The following is a 17,716-nucleotide window of genomic DNA, read 5'->3' on the forward strand; positions in this document are numbered from 1 at the left end:
ATGGCGTGACGATGTCATCTGTAATATGTGGGCATGGTCAGCCGTGCCGAGTCCGCCGCCTCCACTCGCCGCGCCCTCCTCGACGCGGCCGCCGAGCTGCTCGACGAGGGCGGCCCCGAGGCGGTGACCCTGCGGGATGTGGGAGCGCGGGCTGGTGTGAGCCGCGGCGCTCCCTATGGCCACTTCGCCGACAAGGAGAGCTTGCTCGCAGCCGTTGCCGCAGAGGGCTGGGAGCGTCTCGGTGACGAGATCGCGGCCCAGCGCGGCACTCCTCCCGACAGGCTCCGGGGCGCCCTCTCCAGTCTCGTCACGATCGGCCGCCGCCACCCTCACCGCTACCGGCAGATGTTCGGTCCTCCGGCCGGGGAAGAGCCCGGGAGGATGATCCAGGCCTCCTGCCGCACGCAGGAGGAGTTCCTCGCGATCGTTTCCGAACTCGTCGACGAACGCGACCTTCACCGGTACGGGGCTCTGCTCTTCACCGGTGTCAGCGGCATCATCGCCGCGGAACTGAGTGGCCACTTCGACACCGGCACGTGGCGCACCTCCGCCGACGAGCTCGTCGACACTCTCGTCGCCGTCATCGCCGACGGACGAGGGCGGGCCTGAACACCCCGTTCGTGGGGCGGGGGCGGGGTTTCATCTTCGCGCCGCGACTCGGGCACCAGGTCGTCAACGCGGGCGACTCCTTGCCTGCCTGTGTCGAAGTCGATCGGCGATCGTCGCGGCACGACTCCGGGCGTGCAGGCCCGTCGCCCGTGAAGGGAGCAATTCCCGCACTGTCGCCCACAGTTGGGTCCGCCGCCGCCGGGTCGAAGGCGATGCGGGGCAGGACGAACGCCCCAGCCGGCCTCGGAAGACGTCGCACCGCGGGACCACGACGGACGGCCAGACCGGCAACGGGCACGCACGGTGGTGCCCCGGTCCGTCGGTCTCGTCGGTTCAGTCGCCGGAGTGGTCCGGCAGGAGTTGAGCCGCGAGTGAGCGTGCCGTGGAGGTGAGTGTGGCCGTGTCCAGTCCGGTCCGGCTCATGAACACGATTCCTTGTTGCGCGGCCAGGAGGGCCCGCGCCAGCGTGATCGGATCCGCTCCGGCCGGCACGTCCCCCTCGCGTTGCGCGCGGGTGACGCAGTCGGCGATCAGCGTGGTGGACGTCTCGTAGGTGCGGTGGGCGTGGCGGAGGACCTCGGGATCGGCGTTGCCGAGTTCGCAGGTGCTGTTGGCCATCAGGCAGCCGCGCCGTGCGCCCTCGCCGATCGGTGCCTCGAGAAGCATGCGTAGTGCGTCCACGGCCCGTGGAGCCTCGGCGAGAGCCTTCCGGAGATGGCCGTGGGCGTCATCGGTGTAGCTGTGCAGTGCCCGGAGGAAGAGCTGTCGCTTGCTGCCGAACGCTGCGTAGAGGCTCCCTTTGCCCAGCCCGCTGACCCGCATCAGATCTTCCGTCGAGGTCGCGGCGTAACCGCCGTCCCAGAACTGTTCGCGGACGGCGTTCAGCACCTGCTTCTCGTCGAACGCTCGCGGACGTGCCATGCGGAACAGGATAGGGGTTCTTGACCGTTCGGTCCACCACTCCATATTGTGGACCGCACAGTCAAGAACTCCGTCGCATGGCGCGCTAGGGATGTGTAAGCACATGGGAAAGCTGGACAACAAGGTGGCGATCGTGACCGGAGGGTCGCGGGGAATCGGGGCGGCGTCGGCGCTGGCGCTGGCCGACGAAGGAGCCGACGTAGCGATCAGCTACTCGTCCTCGGCGGATCGGGCCGAGGCCGTGGTCGCCGACCTGAAGGCGAAGGGAGTGCGCGCGGCGGCCTTCCGGGCCGACCAGGCGGATGCGACGCAGGCGGCGGGTCTGATCCAGAGCGTGGTCCAGCATTTCGGGCAGTTGGACATTCTGGTCAACAACGCGGGCGTTACCGTAGCTGCCCCGATCGACAGCGAGCTCGCCGACGAGTCGGCCTTCGACCGTCAGCTCGCCATCAACTACACCAGTGTGGTGGCGGCTGTCCGGGCGGCGTTCCCGCTGCTGCCCGATGGCGGGCGAATCGTCAGCATCAGCTCGGGTGTGGGAACGCGGGTGGGTTTTCCCGGGATGACCGACTACGCGGGCACCAAGTCGGCCCTCGAGGGCTACAGCCGGGGCGCGGCCCGTGATCTGGCGCACCGGAACATCACGGTCAACGTCATCCAGTCCGGGTTCATCGACACCGAGATGAACCCCGCCGACGGCCCGGCCGCATCCACGTTCCTTCCGACAACGGCGATGGGGCGGTACGGCAGGCCGGAGGAGATCGCCGCGGGGGTCGTCTTCCTCGCAAGTCCGCAAGCCTCCTACGTCACCGGCGCAGTGCTGAGGATCGACGGCGGATACGGCGCATAGCCGGTCACCGCTCGGCATCACGGCGGACGAGGGTGCGAACGCGGCCGGCGTTCGTGGCGTCGGCGGCAGCCGACAAGCCAGGTCATGGTCCGTATCATCGGCCGGCGGTGTCGGCCCGGCCGCCGTGACGTTGATCGGGGGCGTTCGCTCTCGCCTCGCACCCACACCATCTCCGTCACCGGCGCCGACGCCGACGCCGACTCGTCGCCCGGCGGGCCTGTGGCCCATCGCGGTCCCGGGCACCGCGGACGACGGCTCCAGCACCCTGGGCACGAAGGCGGCCGACTTCACAGCCGCATGGCCCACGCCCCGCGCCGACCCCCGTACAGCGCGGGGCGTGGCCCGCAGCCCGTCGGGGGTCCGAAGCCGGAGAGAAGGCACCCGGGGGCGCAGTGGGCATCTGGTGCCCGGCGGGCGTGCTGACGCTCTGGTGCGCCCGCCTTCCGCGCGGGCCTGGGCGGTGGCCCCGGCGAGCTGGCGGCGGACGGCCTCGCAGCTGGGCGCGGTCGCTGCCGTAGGGGGAAGAGCCGGCCGGTGGCTCGTCAGGCGTTCCCGTTTCTGTGGGCGGTGCTCATCCCACGCGGGCCGTGGTGTGCGGGTGGGGCGGCCCCGCGCGTGCCCCCCTGGGTCACCCGAGTAGACGTGCGCGCCTCGTACTCCTGCCCCGCCGCCCGTGCCAGCATGGCCGGCATCGCGGCAGTTTTGCCCGCACGGCGATCCTCTAGGCAAGCGGCGGTTCGCATGATCGACCTGTACACGATCGGCTCCCAGCACCCGGGTACCGATCCCACCTGGACCACCATCGATATCCAGGGCACGGTGAAGGACCATCCCATCACCCCGGCGCGCCGGTTGGCGGGGCTGACGTACAAACCGAAGACACGGCTCTACTACACCGTGGCTCCGACCAATCCCGAGGGCCCGCTCCTGTGCAGCATCAGCACGGCAGGAGCGCTGGAGGTCCTGGGCCCGACCGGCCAGAACATGACCGGCGGGATCGCCTACCACGCCGGGGACGACTGCTTCTACGCGCTCTCCAACGAGTTCGACGGATCCGTCAAGATCTACCGCATCACCATGAGCGGCCAGGCCAGCGAACTGTTCACGATCGCCCTCGGCGTGGCCGTCGGCCTGACCTATGTGCCGGCGAGTGACACCTTCTACGCGCTGATCACGCAGGACAACTTCACCTGGTTCTACTCCATCAAGAAGAGCAGCACCGTGACCAAGCTCTTCGGCGCCGGGTTGCGCGTGTTCGGCGGGTTGTGCCACCTCGCCGTCGGAGAACCTCTTCTACTTCGTGGCGAACGAGGAGGACGGTTTCTCCTACCTGTGGACGCTCGCGCTCAGTGGCAGCGTCGTGAAGCGGATGGGCCTCGGGTACAACTTCAATCACGCCGGCATCAGCATGGCTCCGTGGTTCGGCGGGACCATGAACATCAAGAGCCTGCTCGAAGGAGAGCGCTTCGTCCAGGGCGAGACCACAGCACTCGACGCGAACATCCTGAGCGCGACCGGACCGTCCTGGAACAGCGACGGCATCGCCTGGCAGTCGAGCATCGACGGCGCGCTCGGCACGGGCTCTCCGACCGTCACCCTGTCACCCGGTACACATGTGATCACCGCCTCGAAGGAGCGCCTCAAGCAGAGCGTCACCGTACGCGTCTTCGCTGACCTGGGGGAGTTGTACAAGGCGGCACCCTCGCCGGCGGAGATCGGCCGCGTGCTCGGAGACTTCACGTTCCACTGGGTGGACGGCACTTCCGGCGACCCCTCCCAGCAGTGGGACACGTATCCCGGATTTCTCTTCGACCAGACCTCCCCCAACCCGTCGCGCACCGCCGTCATCGCCAAGCTCGATGTCCTACGCCACCAGCGGTTCTCCCAGCCGCTGCCCTACGGGACGGCCGCGACCGCCTACGAACAGGTGCGGCTGAACACGCACACGGTCCGGGTCTCGCTGGACACCGCCCTCAACATGGCCGGCGGCGGAGTGATCAACCTGAACCGCGCGTTCACCACGTGGTGGAACAACCCCGAGACGCCCACCGTGGCCGCCCCCTACGTCCACTCGCTCTACCTGTTCAACCACGAAAGCCGACACAACGAGCCGAGTGACCCCGGCCATGCCACCTGCGCCGCATGGACGGGCGCTCCCACCGTCGACAACGGCATGGACGCGACGTTCGAACCGGGCAGCGGCTTCGTTCGCGCGACGCTCTATACCATGTGGGTCTACAAGTACGCGCGTTACGACCCCCCGGCGATCCGCTCGGAGGCGAAGAACATCACGTTGCAGTTCAAGGACCGCCTCTGCGCGCATCCCACGAGCTCGAACCCCCTCGTGCAGGCGCTGCTCACCGAGCTGTGGAACGCGTGAGCCCTTCTCGCTCGGTCTCTGATCTGCGCGGTGTGGCCGCGGGATTCGTTGATTTCCCATCCGCGGGACGGAGAGCTACTTGACGGGGCCGGCTGCAATCGCGAGATCGACCACGTGACCACGGCCCCGCTGACCGCCGCTGTCACGGATGCCTAGGGGGCATGGCCAAAGCCGAACTACTGCGTGCTGGGATCGACGGAGGGGAACGAGGACACCGACACTCGAACAGCGGCCGTGTGACGACCACCGCGACAAGGCGCTCAGCAGCCAGACGGCTGCCCTGGACCGCCACTTCCTACGAAGCAGCGGCCAGTCTCGCGGCGTTCACACTCTGGGCACGATCTGTTCGGGGAGGAACCTAGTACCAGGCGGTCTCCGCCAGACGCTGGTTGTCGCAGAAGAGGACCGCCTTGCTCAGCCGGCCGTCGAGGTTGTTGATCACCTTGGTATAGGCATAGTTGATCCCCGGGTCGACTGTTTCGAGCACCCACGCGGTGCCGGTGTCCGAGGGGCGGTTGCTGTGTGCGGCGCAGCCCTCGGGCGCGTTCTCGATACGGGCGAACGAGCCGCAACTGGGATGGTAGAAGTATCTCAAAGTGATGGTGTGCCCGGCATAGACTGCCGTCTTCGTCGCCCCGCCGGGCACGTTGGGCTGGTAGTAGCTTCCCGAGCAGGAGGTCTGCTCGGGGTAGAGGCCCTCGTTGGGGAGGTTGCCGTAGGAGACACTCTCCATGGGGGCTGCCTGGGCCTGGAGCGGTGTGATCGCTGCAAGGCCGAGCGCAAAGGCGGCGCCGAGCAGCGCATGCCGCCCCCGGCGGCCGGTGCGGCTGGTTTCCCTCTTCCGCTTCGAGGTCATGTCCTTCGTCCTCCTGAGGTTGCATTCTGTGCGGTGTCGCCGGGCGGAGGAGGCACCTGTGAACAGACGCCTACCGGCACGCCCAGGGCAGCTTCCGAGCTGCCCTGGCCGGGCGGGCCCTGCCGCCGCTGATGTGCGCCCTGCGCTACGCCGGCACTGACGCCCGGCGACCCGCGCCGGCCGCCGGCTGAGGCAACCGGTGGCTTCGGGCAACCGCCTCTGACGTGATGCCAGGGCGGCTGATTCCTGTTGCCTCAGGCTGATCAAGTGCCGGCCGCGTTCACTGTCACATGGTCAGCGCAGGCATGTCAGCAAACGAGGCATGCATGATGTCTGACGATTGATAACGTGTCTGTTATGGCTGCAGGTTGAACGGTGGAGGGAGTCTTCTTCGTGGAGGCGTCCATGTCGAAGGAGCCGAGCATTCATCAGCTCCGGCTCTATGTCACGCTGAGCGAGGAACTCCACTTCGGACGGGCGGCCGCGCGTGCGTTCATCACGCAACCAGCGCTGAGTCAGCAGATCAGAGAGCTGGAGAAGCGCTTGGGGGTACGTGTGGTGGAGCGCTTGGGCCGGACGATCAGTCTGACCGAGGCAGGACATGCCTTGCTTCCTGAAGCCCAGGCGGCGGTCGCGGCTGTCGACCGGCTGCGTCGCGTGGCCGACGCACAGATGCGCCAAGATTCCGCACGACTTGTCGTGGGCACCATGGGAGCCGAGGCTTCCATGGCGCACACCCGTGCCGTACTCGGCCTGCTGCGAGAACGCCACCCGAGGATGACTGTGCAACTCGTCAACCTCGGCTTCGGCGATCACCTGGCCGCGTTGGCACAGCAAGAGGCCGACGTGGTCTTCCTCCGTCCTCCGGTGACGGACGACATCGAGCTGCATCACTTGGCCACCGAGCCGCGCGTGGCCTGTCTCCCCGCCAGTCACCCCCTGGCCACCCTGCCCCGGCTCACCCTGGCTCAGCTTGCCGGTACGCCGGTGGTCGACATGCCTGAGAAGGTTCCGCGGCTGTGGTGGGACTTCTGGGCGGTCGACCCCCGCCCCGATGGCAGCCGTGTTCAGTACGGTCGGGTCGTCACCGACATGGAATCGCTGCTGCACACGGTGGCCGCCGGAGAAGCGATGTGCTTCCTGCCGAGAGCCGCCCGTGAGTACTTTCCACGCCCGGGAATCCGATACGTCGACGTGGTCGATCTCATCCCCTCCACATCCGCCCTCGCCTGGATGCGGCACAGACGCTCTGAAGCCACCATCAAGGCCATCCGACAAGCCGCGCAAGAAGCCACGAGGCCAGGATCTCAGTGATGCATCCAGCGAGCCGTCCTTCGCTGGGGGAGCGGGCGCGAGGTAGGGGCTTTGCCGCCGCGGCCGTTGCGGAGAACGGCACTGCCTCCGTGTCGGCGATCGCTTTCCCCCGGCAGGACAGTGCCGTACCCCCCGACGGCGGCCACCGCGGGAAGACGCGCGGTGCACGGCGGCTTTGGCCTGGCCGCCGTCGGCCCGGAACCGGCGCGGTGAGCGCGATCCGGCGCCCGTGCCCGGCCACCGCCCAGGAAGTGACGCCCACTTCGCGGTGAGGCGGGTGAGGGCGTCGACGATCTGGTCAGCGAACGACGGCCAGAAGGGGCATCGCGACGTCGGTGCGGAGGTCGGCTGCTGCGCCGCGCTGTTCGGTGTCGTGGTGCACGCCGGGGTGGAGTCGACGGGTGAGGACGGGGGGATTCGTCACGGCCAGACGTTTGCCTGCGCCCGGAAGGCATCCGGGTCGCTCTCCACCGGCAGTACGCACGTCACATGTCCGCCGGGCACGCGCAGTACGCGGCATTCCTGCCACTGTGACACCTGCTCGGCGCCCAGAGCGATCAGGCGCGCGGTCTCCGCCTCGATGTCGTCGGTCTCGATGTCCAGGTGGATACGAGGTGGGTCGTCGACCGCTTGAACCGCCATGATCAGACCAGGTAGGGCTTGATGCAGCGTGGTGAACTGCGGTGCCGGCGGAAAGGGCCGGGCAGTGGCACCGAGAGCCGCCGACCAGAAGGTCGCTGCCTCGGCAGCTTCGGCTCCGGGTGTGTCGATCAGAACGGCGTAGACGCGGCTTCTGTGCACGGCGGTTCCTCACTGTTCGGCAGGCTGAGGCGGAAACGCGGTCTTCATGGAGGCGGGCGGAGTCCTTCCCGTGTGATGGTGAGGTACCGATGGGCGACGGCGCAGGTATGCACGTTTCTCGCGGGAGGCGTACGCCTTGTCCGCGCGGACCTTCTCCAGGGCGGGCTCGAACTGTGGCGAGTCGCCGCGCTGGCGGACATGACCACGATCGACATGGGCTGCTGACCTTGCTCGACAGCCAGATGCAGCTTGATCGTGAACCCGCCGCCCGGTGGTTCCCTCTGTTGGGCGCCCTGTTTGCGGGCCCCCGCCGCGTGCTGATGGGCGCGGCACACCGCGGAGTCGACGCTCAGGTCCTACGTGATGGCGCCCCTCGCGTCGGAAAGGGCCTGGAGCCGGGGTGAGGGATGCGGTGCCAGGGCCGTCCCGCTGCCACCGGCGGAACACGTCGTAGCCCCGGCCACACGGTCCGCACTCGACGGGCACGTCCCGCCATGGAATACCGGTACGGACGCGGAACCATATGCCGTCGAGGCGGCCGAACACGACGACCAGTCGGGTGTCCGCGTCAATGACGACCTGGTGGTTGGTGGTCTACCGGCAGTTCTTCGACTGTTCCGCGATGCTGTGGTCGCGAGTGGGGATCAGGGCGCCGTCGGCGATCATCACGGGTGTCCCGGCGGAAGCTCTTGCGTCGCTGGAGGGCGAGCGACGCAAGACGCGGTTGATGATGCCGTCCGCCGCGGACTTTGACGATCGGATTGCCGAACTGACGCGGGCTCAACCCGCTGAACGGTATCGACCGGACGGCTGCGACGCCGTGAACACCCCCGCCTGACGCTTCCTCACCCCTGCTACTTGCGGCAGACCGACAGAGGGGTAGCCGGCCAGGCTGGCGCTCACGGGTTCACAACCTGGTAGGAGCCGGACCGCACGTCGTCCAGCAGGGCGGGACCGCTCGTGCTCCACCCGAACGTCTCTCGCGCCTTCCGAGAAGGCGTGCGAGCCGAGGACTGCACCAGCGCGGCCAGCGGCCCCATGGCGCTCTCCGCCTGTTCGGTGGTGATCGAGGTCGCGGTGGTACCGGTCAGATCCGCGATCGCCTCGGCAAGTTCGCGGAAGGTGAACCGCTGCGGTCCGGCCGCGTTGTAGATGCCCGCCACCGGATGCTCCAGGGCCCTCAGGTACAGGCGGGCGAGATCGTCCGCGTGCACCGAAGACCACTCGTTGTCGCCCGAGCCGATGTAGGTGGCAGCGCCCGACCGGGTCGCGGCGCCGATCAGACTGGTCAGCAGCATGGTGCCGCCCCGACCGTAGACCAGAGTCGCGCGGATGATGATCCCGTTCAGACCCGCCGCCTCGCGCACCAAGCGCTCGCCGACAAGTTTGGACGGCAGCAGACCCGGCTCCGGCAGTTCTGCGTCTTCCTCACGGGAATGGGCGGGGTCGAGCCCGTAGACCAGGTTCGTGCTGGTGTAGATGAACGGTTTGCCAGTACCCGCCTTCGCCGCCCCCCGGGTCAGCGCCGCCACAGCAGCGGCTTCCGCCGTGACCGCATCATCGCCGTCGGCATAGTCGGCTGCGGTGTGCACCACGGCATCGGCTTGCGCGGCAGCCCTTTCCAGGAGCGCGGTGTCGGTCAGACTGCCGAGCAGAGGGCGCGCGCCCGCCCGGGTCGCTTTCGCTGCTGACTCGGGGGACCGGGTCAGCGCCACTACTTCGTGGCCCGCCGCGAGGAAGTGCTCGACGAGCACCGAGCCCAAGTAGCCGGTGCCCCCGGTGATGAGGATGTGCATGTTCTCTCCAGACCCGAACAGCCAGTGAAACGGATGGATCATCCGGTTGCTTCACCCTAGCACTAAACGGATGAGTCATCCGATTCGCTGGCCGGCCCCGACCGTTCGAAGGCCGAGCGGGTGGACGCACCGTGGACGTATGCCTTCATGGCCGCGCAGAGGGCCTGGTCGATGCGTTCGCAGTACCCGTCGCGCCAAGTGGTGCGGTGCCGGGTTCGTGGTGCGCTGGCCGCCCTGGGGGAGGGTTCTGCCGTGTGCTGGGCATGGTTCGGGCGGGTGGTTTGACCCTCACGCCTGCGTGAGGGCTTTACGGTCTCTTCCGAAGCACGGCACGTTCACTATGTGGGGAAGAGATGCAAGAGAAGCTGATGAACGCCGTACGGATCCACGAGTACGGTGACCGGTCGGTACTCCAGTCGGAGTCGGTGGCGCTGCCCACGCTGGAGGGCAACGATGTTCTCGTCCGTGTGCACGCTGCCGCGGTCAACCCGGTCGACTGGCTGGTGCGTTCGGGTGCGTTCGTTCTGGAGGAGCACTCCTTTCCGCTGACGCCGGGCTGGGACTTCGCGGGGACGGTCGTCGACCTGGGGACGGCGCGGACGTCTCTGGCGGTGGGTGACCTCGTCTACGGACGGCCGGCGCTGACGCGTGACGGCTCGTACGCGCAGTATCTCGCGGTGGACGCCGACGAGATCGCGAAGGCCCCGCGGAGCATTCCGCTGGAGCACGCGGCGGGCCTGCCCCTGGTCACACTGACCGCCTGGAAGGCCCTGTTCGACTTCGGTCACCTCGGTGCGGGACAGACCGTGCTGATCCAAGCGGGGGCGGGTGGCGTGGGCTCGGCAGCGGTCCAGTTGGCCAAGCACTTCGGTGCCCGTGTGGTCGCCACCGCCTCGGGCGACGGGATCGAGATCGCCAAGTCGCTGGGCGCTGACGAGGTCATCGACCACAAGCAGGAGGACTTCGCCACGCGGGGGCGTTTCGCGGACGTCGTGCTGGACACCGTGGGCGGCGACACTCTTGAGAGGTCGTACGGTGCCGTGGTGCCCGGCGGCTCCCTGATCACCATCGCGGGTGCGCCGGACGCGGCCAAGGCCGACGAACTGGGTATCACGGTGTCCACGTTCGTCCTGGACTCCAACGGCCCTCGCCTCGCCGAGATCGCTCGCCTGGTCGACGAGGGCACGGTGCGTCCCCTGGTGACCAGGACGCTGAACCTCGACGACGTCGCTGAGGCCCACCGGCTGAGCGAGACCGGACGGACCCGCGGAAAGATCATCCTCCGCGTCCAGTGAGCCCCATGCTGGGCTGCCGAAACCGCGCCGGGCGCGTGCTGCTCCGCCGCACGATCTGCTGAAGCTTGAGGCCGTCATGCTCAGTCGGTCTCCGCACCCTGACCGGTGGTGTCACCGCGTCTTCCTGCTGGTCGGAGCTGCCGTCACCTCCGACCGGGGGGGTGTCCGGCCGATCACGGTTGTGGGCGGTCCGGCATGATGCCCGGGTGAGCGTCATCGTCGAATTCTTCGCGGCCCCGGATGACGCGTCAGCGGCTCTGGTTCTTCAGACCGGGCCGCGACACGCATTCGAGTCGCTCTCCTTCGGCAACTTCGATCCCGAAGAGGCGGTGGTCGAGTGGGAGTGCCTTCTCGCCGGCGGCAGCTTCGAGGAACTCGTCGACGCCGGCGAACCTCGTATCGTCGCCGGCCGGGGCGATGACGGGTGCGTCGTGTTCACGATCTCGCCTCGGCTGTCCGCCGCACTCGCTGAGGCTGAGCGGTCCGAGTTGAAGGACGCCGCTGCCGCTTGGTCGTTGCAGCGCGCGGAGGACGGCGAGGTCATCGACACGGAGATCGCCGAAGTGATCTTGGGTGATCTGGCTGCTCTCGTCGGCAGCGCCCGACGTCAAAGTCAAGGTGTCTACTGCTGGGTCGCATAGGGGACATGCTCGAAGCCAGATCGCGTCGGACGCCGCTGTGCCGGATGCCCCGGCGCCGCAGGTACTCGCGACAGGACCGTCGCTGTATGCCTTGTCGGTCGCGAGGCTGTCCGGCTTCACGCGTGGCCTTCCCGCGCCGGAACTCGGGACGCGGATCTTCTCCAGCACCGTCCGGAACTGGGTGCAGCCCGTCCGCTGTCCTGCGGTGACGACCAGGGACAGCGGGCGGCCCGCCCCGCGAACGGCCCCAGGCCCTCACCTCCATCAGGCGGGCGACGAGGCTCTGCCACGACGTCTCGCCCTGGTGCCTCTCTTCGGCACCCCTTTGAGGCGGGTGCCGACGGTGGCTCGGTGCGGGCGCCAGCCGCATGCCGGCGCGCGCGGACGATGGTGGAGTCGGCCGACATGTCCCAGTCGTTCTCACCCGCCGCCTCGGCCGCGGCCCGGACCTGAACGGCCGCAGCCGTTCCCACTCGGCATCCGTCAGATTATCCCGCCACAACGACCCAGGCACGGGGCGGTCACGTGTTCGGCCGGACCGCTCCTAGCACAACACACGCCCCGGTGACCTCATGCGGTCGCGGCATTGGGTGTGCCGGCTCATGGCTCTGGCTCCTCACCGTCAGGATCGGTGGGCGTACGAGGTGAGGCGCTCGGCCAGCGCGGTGACGAGCTTGCGGAGTTCGTCGGGGCGTTCGATGACGAACGGCCGGTCGAATGAGGCGAGTACGGCGGGCAGCCAGTCGAGTTGTTCGGCCCGCAGTTCGACGCGCAGCCAGCGTTCGGCCGCCTGGTTCTCGTCCGCCGCGGGCTCGTCGTCTTCCAGGCTCGCGACGCTGGCCGGAAGGCGGGCGCGGATCTGCTCGACTGTTCCGTGGATCCGCAACGTCACCTGATGCCGGTACGCCGCCGTGGCGAACCCTGACAACATGCGCTGCGCCGGACCGGGCCCCGCGGGCGCTTCGAATGAGCCGGGCAGGGTCCGGGCATCGGTGATGCGGTCGAGCCGGAAGGTCCGGTCCTCGCCGATCCGGGCGTCCTTGCCCGTGACGTACCACCGGCCCTCATGGGCGACGATCCCGTACGCGTGCAGTGTGCGTTCGCTGCGCCGTCCGTCGCGGTCGGCGTAGCGGATCGAGACCGGTCGGTGGTGGCGCACCCCATCGGCGATGGTGAGCAGGAGCCCGGCGTCCGGGTAGTCCAACGCGCCGGGCCGATCCGTGAAGGCGAGAGCTTCCAGGAGTGTGTCGAGCCGGCGGGCGATGTGCTTGGGCAGTACCCGCCGGATCTTCGCTGACGCCGTCTCGTTCGCCGTGCGTTGCGTCGTCGTCAGCCCTGCCCGGCGGCCGGCGACCAGACCGAGCAGCACGGCCAGCGCCTCGTCGTCGCTGAGCATGAGCGGAGGCAAGCGGTACCCGGGGGTGAGCCGGTAGCCGCCGTAGCGGCCGCGGACCGATTCGACGGGTACGTCGAGGTCGATCAGCTGGGCCACATACCGGCGCACGGTGCGCCCTTCGACGCCGAGCCGGCCGGCGAGTTCGGCGACCGTCCGGGTGCCGCCCGACTGCAGCAGCTCCAGGAGCGTCAGTACGCGGCCGGTGGGTCGAGGCATGTACGCAGCCTAACGCCAATACAGGACCGATTCTGTCCCCTATTTCTCCTAGCCTGCGACGTGCACGCCCCCAGCACAGCCAAGGAGATTGCCATGGACTTCGTCTCGATCCGCATCATCACCAACGACGTAGCGCGTCTCGTCGAGTTCTACGAGCGAGCCACAGGGACGCGGGCTACGTGGGCCACCGAGGACTTCGCCGAACTCAGGACCGCGGGCGCCACCCTCGCGATCGCCGGCACCCGCACAGTCCCGCTGTTCGCCCCGGGCTCCGCCCGCCCGGCGGACAACCACAGCGTCATCACCGAGTTCCTCGTCGACGACGTGGACCGCGTTCACCAGAATCTGACCGGCTTCGTCACCGACTTCGTCTGCAAGCCCACCACGATGCCCTGGGGCAACCGGTCGCTGCTGCTGCGTGACCCCGACGGGAACCTCGTCAACTTCTTCACCCCCGTCACCCCGGCGGCCATCGCGAAGTTCGCACGCTGACGGCACGTACCGCCGTTCATGGGGGAGCCCCGGCGAACCCCGGGGCTCCCCGTGAACGATGCCACCGAGTCCAGGAGCGCCACCAGCGGATGACATCCGCACACCGATGACGTGATAACCCGGATGCGGGACTGCACCGCTTACGGGCGAGTACCGCAACTACCGCACCGCCGCTACAGCCCCCCTCGACCCCGGCAGCCGGCGCCCTTGGCCCGCTGCGCGACCCGGACGCGCCGGAGTTGGACGAAGACGACGGCACTGGAGACCGACAGCAGGCGGCTGCGGGCGGAGCCGGGGCGCTCGCACCGCCGGACGCGCGGGGCGGACGTTGCAGCGGGGTCAGTGGCGGGTGGTGGCGACGGCGAGCCCGAGGCCGATCAGTGCGATGCCGCCCGCGCCGCCGATCATCGACAGGCGCCGGTCGGAGCCGGCGAACCAGGTTCGGGCCGCCGAGGCACCCAGGCCCCAGGCGGTGTCGCAGACCAGGCCGATCCCGGCCGGGATCAGACCAAGGACCATCATCTGCAACGGGATGTTCCCCGCGTCGTGGTCCACGAACTGTGGCAGGACCGCGGCGAAGAAGACCAGGCCCTTGGGGTTCGTGGCGCCCACCAGCAGGCCGTCCAGGACGGTGCGCAGATCACCGCGCCGTTCGCCCTCCCCGGCCGTCAGATCGGCGCGCAGCCGGCCACGGTGGCGGTACGCCTGGACGCCGAGGTAGACGAGGTACACGGCGCCGGCCAGCTTCAGGGCGGTGAACACGGTGGTCGAGCTCTGGACCACGGCGCCGACGCCGAGTGCGACGGCGAGGATGAGGGCGTAGCAGCCCAGGAGGTTTCCCAGGACGGTGGCGAGCGCGGTGCGGCGGCCGTGCGCGAGGGCGCGGCCGACGACGAACAGGACGCTCGGGCCGGGGAGCGCGATCATGACGAGGGACATCGCGGCGAACGCGAGAAGGCTTTCCGTCTTCACCATGAGCTGGGACTTCCTGATCTGTGGTGCGCAACCGGCGAAGGGCGGTGCGGTGGTGTGAGCAGTGACGAGGGGTGGGCCCGGCGCGCAGGTCGGACGGCTACCGAGAGAGGGCGCCCACCTGGGCGCGGGGGAGGCGGGCCAGGTCGGCGGAGTTGATCTGGAGGGTGCGGTCGGCCGATCCGGCACCGCAGTAGACGGGCCGGCCCGGGTTGGCGACCGCGGCATCGATCAGACACGGCACCCCGGGCCGGTGGCTGACCGGAGGCACACCACCGGGCACCAGGCCCTCCGCGGCGAGCAGGCCGGCGTCCGCCGCACGCAGCCGGGAACGACTGGTGCCCGAAAGAGCCGCCAGACGGGCGAAGTCCACCCGATCCTCCGCCAGCAGCACCACGAGCAACAGCGGGACGTCCGACGTGGCGAAGGCGAGCGTTTTCACCGCCTGCGACCAGGGGAAAGGCAGGGCTTGGCGCTCGGCGACACTGTGCGCGGCGGCATGCTGGTGGACGGTGTACGGGCAGCCGTCAGAGTCCAGTACGGCCTGCCAGGGCGCTTCGGGCGTACTCATGGAGTCACCTGCGGCCTTTGCTCGAAAGGGAGGGGAGTCGACCTGCGGCCGGACGGCGCGCGATCCACTCCTGAGCCTGACCGGGACGACCGGTTCCGATCAACTGATTGTGAAATCCTGCAATCGTGATCACCCTGCGCTTCGCCGAGACGGCCGAGGAGGACATCGCCTTCTCCGTCTCCCCCCTGCTCGAAGCCGTCCACTCCTGGCACGTCCTCACCGACCCCGGCCACCACGCCCTGCACGTCCCCTGGGTCAGGCGGTGCCGCCGCCTGCCCGCCGCCCTGCGTCGGCGCATGCGCGAGTACGACTTCGTCGTGGCCGACTACATCCCCGCCCTCTTCGAAAGCCGCACCGGTGATCACGACGCCGACTTCGCGGACCAACTCGCGGCCGTACGGGGCCTGCCGCCCGCTCTGCTGGCCGCCGAACTCGCCCGAACGCTCGTCGACACCACCCGCCACACCGGCGACGACCTCGTCGACGACCGCGCCATCCGCGACGCGGTACTCACCGAGTACCGCAACAGCGACCCAAGCCGGGCGGCACGCCTGGAGGGCATCCTCACCGACCCCCTCCCCGCCCTCGACGACGCGCTCACGGTGCTGGAGGACTACTGGGACGCCGCCTTCGCCCAGGAGTGGGAGCGCATCGAGCCCTCCTTGTACGAGTCGATCACCCGCTCAGGCGCCCGGATCGCCCACCACGGCCTGTTCCCGATGCTCCGCACCCTCGCTCCCCAGATCCGGGTGCACCCCGGCCGCCGAACCCTGCGCCTCGACCGTCCGCACGACCACGACATCTCCGTCACACGCGACCACCCCGTGACGTTCACCGCCAGCCACTACGTCTGGCCCCACGTCCGTGTCACCTGCGACGCCCCCTGGCCCCTGCGGATCACCTATCCCGCGCTGCCCCTCGCGCCCGCCTCGATCGCCCGCCCCGCCAGTCAGGAAGACACCCTCACCGCGCTCCGGGCTCTGGCCGCCGCTCCACGCCTGCGGATCGTCACCCACCTCGCCGCCCAGAGCCGCACCACGCAAGAACTCGCCTCTCTCCTCGGCCTGTCCCCCTCCGTCACCTCCCGTCACCTCCATCAGCTCACCCAGGCAGGACTCACCACCACCCAGCGCGAGGGCTACTACGTTCTCTACGCCCTCGCCCCTGCCCGCCTCGACCAGATCGCCACCGCCCTCATCACCCTCGCCACCAGGCCCGAGGACTGAGCGAACGCTGTCGCAAGCCGCTGCGGCGGCAGAAGCGGGGAACAGCGTGGCGATCTCGTCTGCAAGAGGGTGTCGACCGACCAGCAGTCCACCGCCCGTCAGGACCTCGTCCTCGCCGAGGCGGGAATCGAGGACCCGATCGTCTCGTGCGGAGTTGGAGCGGTACTTCTTCCTGGATGACTCGGATCCGGAGAAAGTGCGGGCCGGCTTCGGCGAAGCCCGTATCCGTAGTGCGCGGGACCGGGGCCGCGGCTCACCTCATCCCGCGCTGATCGGCTGTTCGGCGAGGAAGTTTCGGACGGAGGAGAGGAAGTGCTGCGGTTCCTCCAAGGACGGCAAGTGACCTGAGTGCTCGAAGACTTCGAGCCGGGCGGAGGGCAGGAGGCGGGCGATCCGCTCTCCTTCTGCCGGCGGGTTCAGGATGTCGTGCCGTCCACTGATCAACAGCGTCGGGATGTCCAGGCCGGGCAGTTCGCCGCGGAAGTCGAACCCCACAACGGCTTTGTTGGCCGCCTCGATCTGCTCGGCGCTCATCCCGAGCCCCAGGCTGTAGCGGGAGATGTACCAGTCGCGCACCTGCTGACGGACGGATTCCGGTGTCTCCGGGGCGAACAGACGAGCATTGAGCCACTGCTGCTGCTCCTCAGGCGAGAGATCCCGCAACTCGGAGGCGTGTTCGGCACGTACGCGGGCCGAGGAGGACGTGAGGCCATGGGACGTGGCCACCACGAGGATCATTTTCTGGACGCGCTGCGGCACGGTGAGAGCAAGCGCCTGCGCCACGTAGCTGCCCATCGACCCGCCCAGCACTGCCGTCCGTGCGATCCCCAGCATGTCCAGCAGCGCGATCATGTCGTCAACGTGGTCACGCAGCGTGAAAGTAGTGGGCCGGGTGCTGCGCCCGTGGCCGCGCAGGTCGGGCGCGATGACACGGTAGGAGTCGGCCAGTGTCTCGATCTCGTGCGCTTGTGCGGTCGCGTCCACGGCGAGGCCGTGGAGCATCAGCAACGGCTCGCCCGAGCCGACCTCGGTGACGTGCAGATCGATTCCGTTGACGGACAGGAGCCGCTCGGACAGGTCTAGAGCCATGGGAAGGCGACCTCGCTTTCGCTTGCATGGATCCGGTGTATGAATCCGGACAGTGTTGACGGGGCAAGGGCGTGACGTGGCCCGCAGGGTGGAACTGCGGGTGGGTGGAGCGAACAACGGCTTGGTCCGCCGGAACGAGAGATGTCCATGCCGACATGCGTCGGCGAGACATCGCGGGGCGCCGCGACGCGGCGGCCCCCCATGTACCGGGGGGGGTTATAACATGGTGGCGCCGCGCATGCCCAGGGTGGGTGTGGGGGCCGGGGGCACACAAGGCCGGGGGGCCCGGTG

The 17,716-nt window shown here is 68.8% G+C and carries 18 protein-coding genes and 2 pseudogenes; 9 read left to right on the forward strand and 11 right to left on the reverse strand.

Annotated elements, in window-relative coordinates:
- Positions 1-33 precede the first annotated feature (33 nt).
- Positions 34-609 (forward strand): TetR/AcrR family transcriptional regulator, encoded by a 576-nt coding sequence (locus ACGFR9_RS18520; RefSeq protein ID WP_393209464.1) that lies wholly within the window; start codon positions 34-36, stop codon positions 607-609.
- A 333-nt stretch (positions 610-942) separates the two neighbouring features.
- On the opposite strand, the gene ACGFR9_RS18525 is transcribed toward ACGFR9_RS18520, so the two are convergent.
- The gene (locus ACGFR9_RS18525) at positions 943-1,530 is read right to left on the reverse strand and encodes a TetR/AcrR family transcriptional regulator (protein WP_393209467.1); all 588 of its coding nucleotides are present in this window, start codon (positions 1,528-1,530) and stop codon (positions 943-945) included.
- Between the two features lie 124 nt (positions 1,531-1,654).
- On the opposite strand from ACGFR9_RS18525, the gene ACGFR9_RS18530 reads away from it, so the two are divergent.
- Together ACGFR9_RS18530 and ACGFR9_RS18535 are read left to right on the forward strand one after the other, a co-directional pair.
- Positions 1,655-2,380: an SDR family NAD(P)-dependent oxidoreductase gene (locus ACGFR9_RS18530; protein WP_393209470.1), complete on the forward strand. Its 726-nt coding sequence runs from the start codon at positions 1,655-1,657 to the stop codon at positions 2,378-2,380.
- Between the two features lie 1,300 nt (positions 2,381-3,680).
- Positions 3,681-4,760: a hypothetical protein gene (locus ACGFR9_RS18535; RefSeq protein ID WP_393209473.1), complete on the forward strand. Its 1,080-nt coding sequence runs from the start codon at positions 3,681-3,683 to the stop codon at positions 4,758-4,760.
- Positions 4,761-5,118: 358 nt separating this feature from the next.
- Here ACGFR9_RS18535 and ACGFR9_RS18540 read toward each other — a convergent pair whose 3' ends face one another.
- Positions 5,119-5,493 carry a hypothetical protein gene (locus tag ACGFR9_RS18540; protein WP_393209476.1) on the reverse strand — a complete coding sequence of 125 codons (375 nt, stop codon included), beginning with the start codon at positions 5,491-5,493 and terminating at the stop codon, positions 5,119-5,121.
- A 528-nt stretch (positions 5,494-6,021) separates the two neighbouring features.
- Here ACGFR9_RS18540 and ACGFR9_RS18545 point away from each other — a divergent pair.
- The gene (locus ACGFR9_RS18545; protein ID WP_393209479.1) at positions 6,022-6,930 is read left to right on the forward strand and encodes a LysR family transcriptional regulator; all 909 of its coding nucleotides are present in this window, start codon (positions 6,022-6,024) and stop codon (positions 6,928-6,930) included.
- Positions 6,931-7,228: 298 nt separating this feature from the next.
- On the opposite strand, the gene ACGFR9_RS18550 is transcribed toward ACGFR9_RS18545, so the two are convergent.
- Both ACGFR9_RS18550 and ACGFR9_RS18555 read right to left on the reverse strand, forming a co-directional pair.
- Positions 7,229-7,354 carry a hypothetical protein gene (locus ACGFR9_RS18550; RefSeq protein WP_393209482.1) on the reverse strand — a complete coding sequence of 42 codons (126 nt, stop codon included), beginning with the start codon at positions 7,352-7,354 and terminating at the stop codon, positions 7,229-7,231.
- Positions 7,351-7,731, reverse strand: a complete 381-nt coding sequence (locus tag ACGFR9_RS18555) for a VOC family protein (RefSeq protein ID WP_393209485.1) — start codon at positions 7,729-7,731, stop codon at positions 7,351-7,353. The genes ACGFR9_RS18550 and ACGFR9_RS18555 overlap by 4 nt, the downstream gene beginning before the upstream one ends.
- 75 nt (positions 7,732-7,806) lie before the next feature.
- Between ACGFR9_RS18555 and ACGFR9_RS18560 the strand changes: the two genes are divergently transcribed.
- Positions 7,807-7,956: a hypothetical protein gene (locus tag ACGFR9_RS18560; protein ID WP_393209598.1), complete on the forward strand. Its 150-nt coding sequence runs from the start codon at positions 7,807-7,809 to the stop codon at positions 7,954-7,956.
- 207 nt (positions 7,957-8,163) lie between these two features.
- Here ACGFR9_RS18560 and ACGFR9_RS18565 read toward each other — a convergent pair.
- The 3 genes and pseudogenes from ACGFR9_RS18565 to ACGFR9_RS18575 all read right to left on the reverse strand — a co-directional run.
- A pseudogene (locus tag ACGFR9_RS18565) lies at positions 8,164-8,277 on the reverse strand (transposase); the annotation flags it as partial.
- Positions 8,266-8,484: pseudogene (locus tag ACGFR9_RS18570) on the reverse strand (IS5/IS1182 family transposase); the annotation flags it as partial. The pseudogenes ACGFR9_RS18570 and ACGFR9_RS18565, both read right to left, overlap by 12 nt.
- A 146-nt stretch (positions 8,485-8,630) precedes the next feature.
- Positions 8,631-9,569: an NAD-dependent epimerase/dehydratase family protein gene (locus tag ACGFR9_RS18575; protein ID WP_393209488.1), complete on the reverse strand. Its 939-nt coding sequence runs from the start codon at positions 9,567-9,569 to the stop codon at positions 8,631-8,633.
- 311 nt (positions 9,570-9,880) lie between these two features.
- Here ACGFR9_RS18575 and ACGFR9_RS18580 point away from each other — a divergent pair, with 311 nt between their 5' ends.
- Both ACGFR9_RS18580 and ACGFR9_RS18585 read left to right on the forward strand, forming a co-directional pair.
- Positions 9,881-10,822 carry an NADP-dependent oxidoreductase gene (locus tag ACGFR9_RS18580; RefSeq protein WP_393209491.1) on the forward strand — a complete coding sequence of 314 codons (942 nt, stop codon included), beginning with the start codon at positions 9,881-9,883 and terminating at the stop codon, positions 10,820-10,822.
- Positions 10,823-11,028: 206 nt separating this feature from the next.
- Positions 11,029-11,463: a hypothetical protein gene (locus ACGFR9_RS18585; protein WP_393209494.1), complete on the forward strand. Its 435-nt coding sequence runs from the start codon at positions 11,029-11,031 to the stop codon at positions 11,461-11,463.
- 622 nt (positions 11,464-12,085) lie between these two features.
- Here the strand turns inward: ACGFR9_RS18585 and ACGFR9_RS18590 are convergent.
- Positions 12,086-13,075 (reverse strand): helix-turn-helix transcriptional regulator, encoded by a 990-nt coding sequence (locus tag ACGFR9_RS18590; RefSeq protein WP_393209497.1) that lies wholly within the window; start codon positions 13,073-13,075, stop codon positions 12,086-12,088.
- Positions 13,076-13,168: 93 nt separating this feature from the next.
- On the opposite strand from ACGFR9_RS18590, the gene ACGFR9_RS18595 reads away from it, so the two are divergent.
- A complete protein-coding gene (locus ACGFR9_RS18595; RefSeq protein WP_393209500.1) occupies positions 13,169-13,567 on the forward strand; it encodes a VOC family protein in 399 nt (132 codons plus the stop codon).
- A 339-nt stretch (positions 13,568-13,906) separates the two neighbouring features.
- Here ACGFR9_RS18595 and ACGFR9_RS18600 read toward each other — a convergent pair whose 3' ends face one another.
- Positions 13,907-14,542: a LysE family translocator gene (locus ACGFR9_RS18600; RefSeq protein WP_393209503.1), complete on the reverse strand. Its 636-nt coding sequence runs from the start codon at positions 14,540-14,542 to the stop codon at positions 13,907-13,909.
- Between the two features lie 97 nt (positions 14,543-14,639).
- On the reverse strand, positions 14,640-15,110 hold the full coding sequence (locus ACGFR9_RS18605; RefSeq protein ID WP_393209506.1) for an aminoacyl-tRNA deacylase: 471 nt from the start codon (positions 15,108-15,110) through the stop codon (positions 14,640-14,642).
- Positions 15,111-15,235: 125 nt separating this feature from the next.
- Between ACGFR9_RS18605 and ACGFR9_RS18610 the strand changes: the two genes are divergently transcribed.
- Complete coding sequence (locus ACGFR9_RS18610; protein ID WP_393209509.1) at positions 15,236-16,336, forward strand: DUF5937 family protein; 1,101 nt, start codon at positions 15,236-15,238, stop codon at positions 16,334-16,336.
- Between the two features lie 258 nt (positions 16,337-16,594).
- Here ACGFR9_RS18610 and ACGFR9_RS18615 read toward each other — a convergent pair whose 3' ends face one another.
- Positions 16,595-17,425, reverse strand: coding sequence for an alpha/beta fold hydrolase (locus ACGFR9_RS18615; RefSeq protein ID WP_393209512.1), 831 nt, complete (start codon positions 17,423-17,425; stop codon positions 16,595-16,597).
- Positions 17,426-17,716: the final 291 nt, after the last annotated feature.

Origin of the sequence: Streptomyces sp. NPDC048584 (assembly GCF_043199595.1) — a bacterium.
GTDB classification, from domain to species: domain Bacteria; phylum Actinomycetota; class Actinomycetes; order Streptomycetales; family Streptomycetaceae; genus Streptomyces; species Streptomyces edwardsiae.

What these genes read in the sequence shown, in the direction of transcription:
- ACGFR9_RS18520 (WP_393209464.1), top strand. Translation starts at nt 34, where the DNA reads ATGGTCAGCCGTGCCGAGTCCGCCGCCTCCACTCGCCGCGCCCTCCTC.
- ACGFR9_RS18525 (WP_393209467.1), bottom strand. Translation starts at nt 1,530, where the DNA reads ATGGCACGTCCGCGAGCGTTCGACGAGAAGCAGGTGCTGAACGCCGTC.
- ACGFR9_RS18540 (WP_393209476.1), bottom strand. Translation starts at nt 5,493, where the DNA reads ATGGAGAGTGTCTCCTACGGCAACCTCCCCAACGAGGGCCTCTACCCC.
- ACGFR9_RS18545 (WP_393209479.1), top strand. Translation starts at nt 6,022, where the DNA reads ATGTCGAAGGAGCCGAGCATTCATCAGCTCCGGCTCTATGTCACGCTG.
- ACGFR9_RS18560 (WP_393209598.1), top strand. Translation starts at nt 7,807, where the DNA reads ATGGTGAGGTACCGATGGGCGACGGCGCAGGTATGCACGTTTCTCGCG.
- ACGFR9_RS18575 (WP_393209488.1), bottom strand. Translation starts at nt 9,569, where the DNA reads ATGATCCATCCGTTTCACTGGCTGTTCGGGTCTGGAGAGAACATGCAC.
- ACGFR9_RS18580 (WP_393209491.1), top strand. Translation starts at nt 9,881, where the DNA reads ATGCAAGAGAAGCTGATGAACGCCGTACGGATCCACGAGTACGGTGAC.
- ACGFR9_RS18590 (WP_393209497.1), bottom strand. Translation starts at nt 13,075, where the DNA reads ATGCCTCGACCCACCGGCCGCGTACTGACGCTCCTGGAGCTGCTGCAG.
- ACGFR9_RS18595 (WP_393209500.1), top strand. Translation starts at nt 13,169, where the DNA reads ATGGACTTCGTCTCGATCCGCATCATCACCAACGACGTAGCGCGTCTC.
- ACGFR9_RS18600 (WP_393209503.1), bottom strand. Translation starts at nt 14,542, where the DNA reads ATGGTGAAGACGGAAAGCCTTCTCGCGTTCGCCGCGATGTCCCTCGTC.
- ACGFR9_RS18605 (WP_393209506.1), bottom strand. Translation starts at nt 15,110, where the DNA reads ATGAGTACGCCCGAAGCGCCCTGGCAGGCCGTACTGGACTCTGACGGC.
- ACGFR9_RS18615 (WP_393209512.1), bottom strand. Translation starts at nt 17,425, where the DNA reads ATGGCTCTAGACCTGTCCGAGCGGCTCCTGTCCGTCAACGGAATCGAT.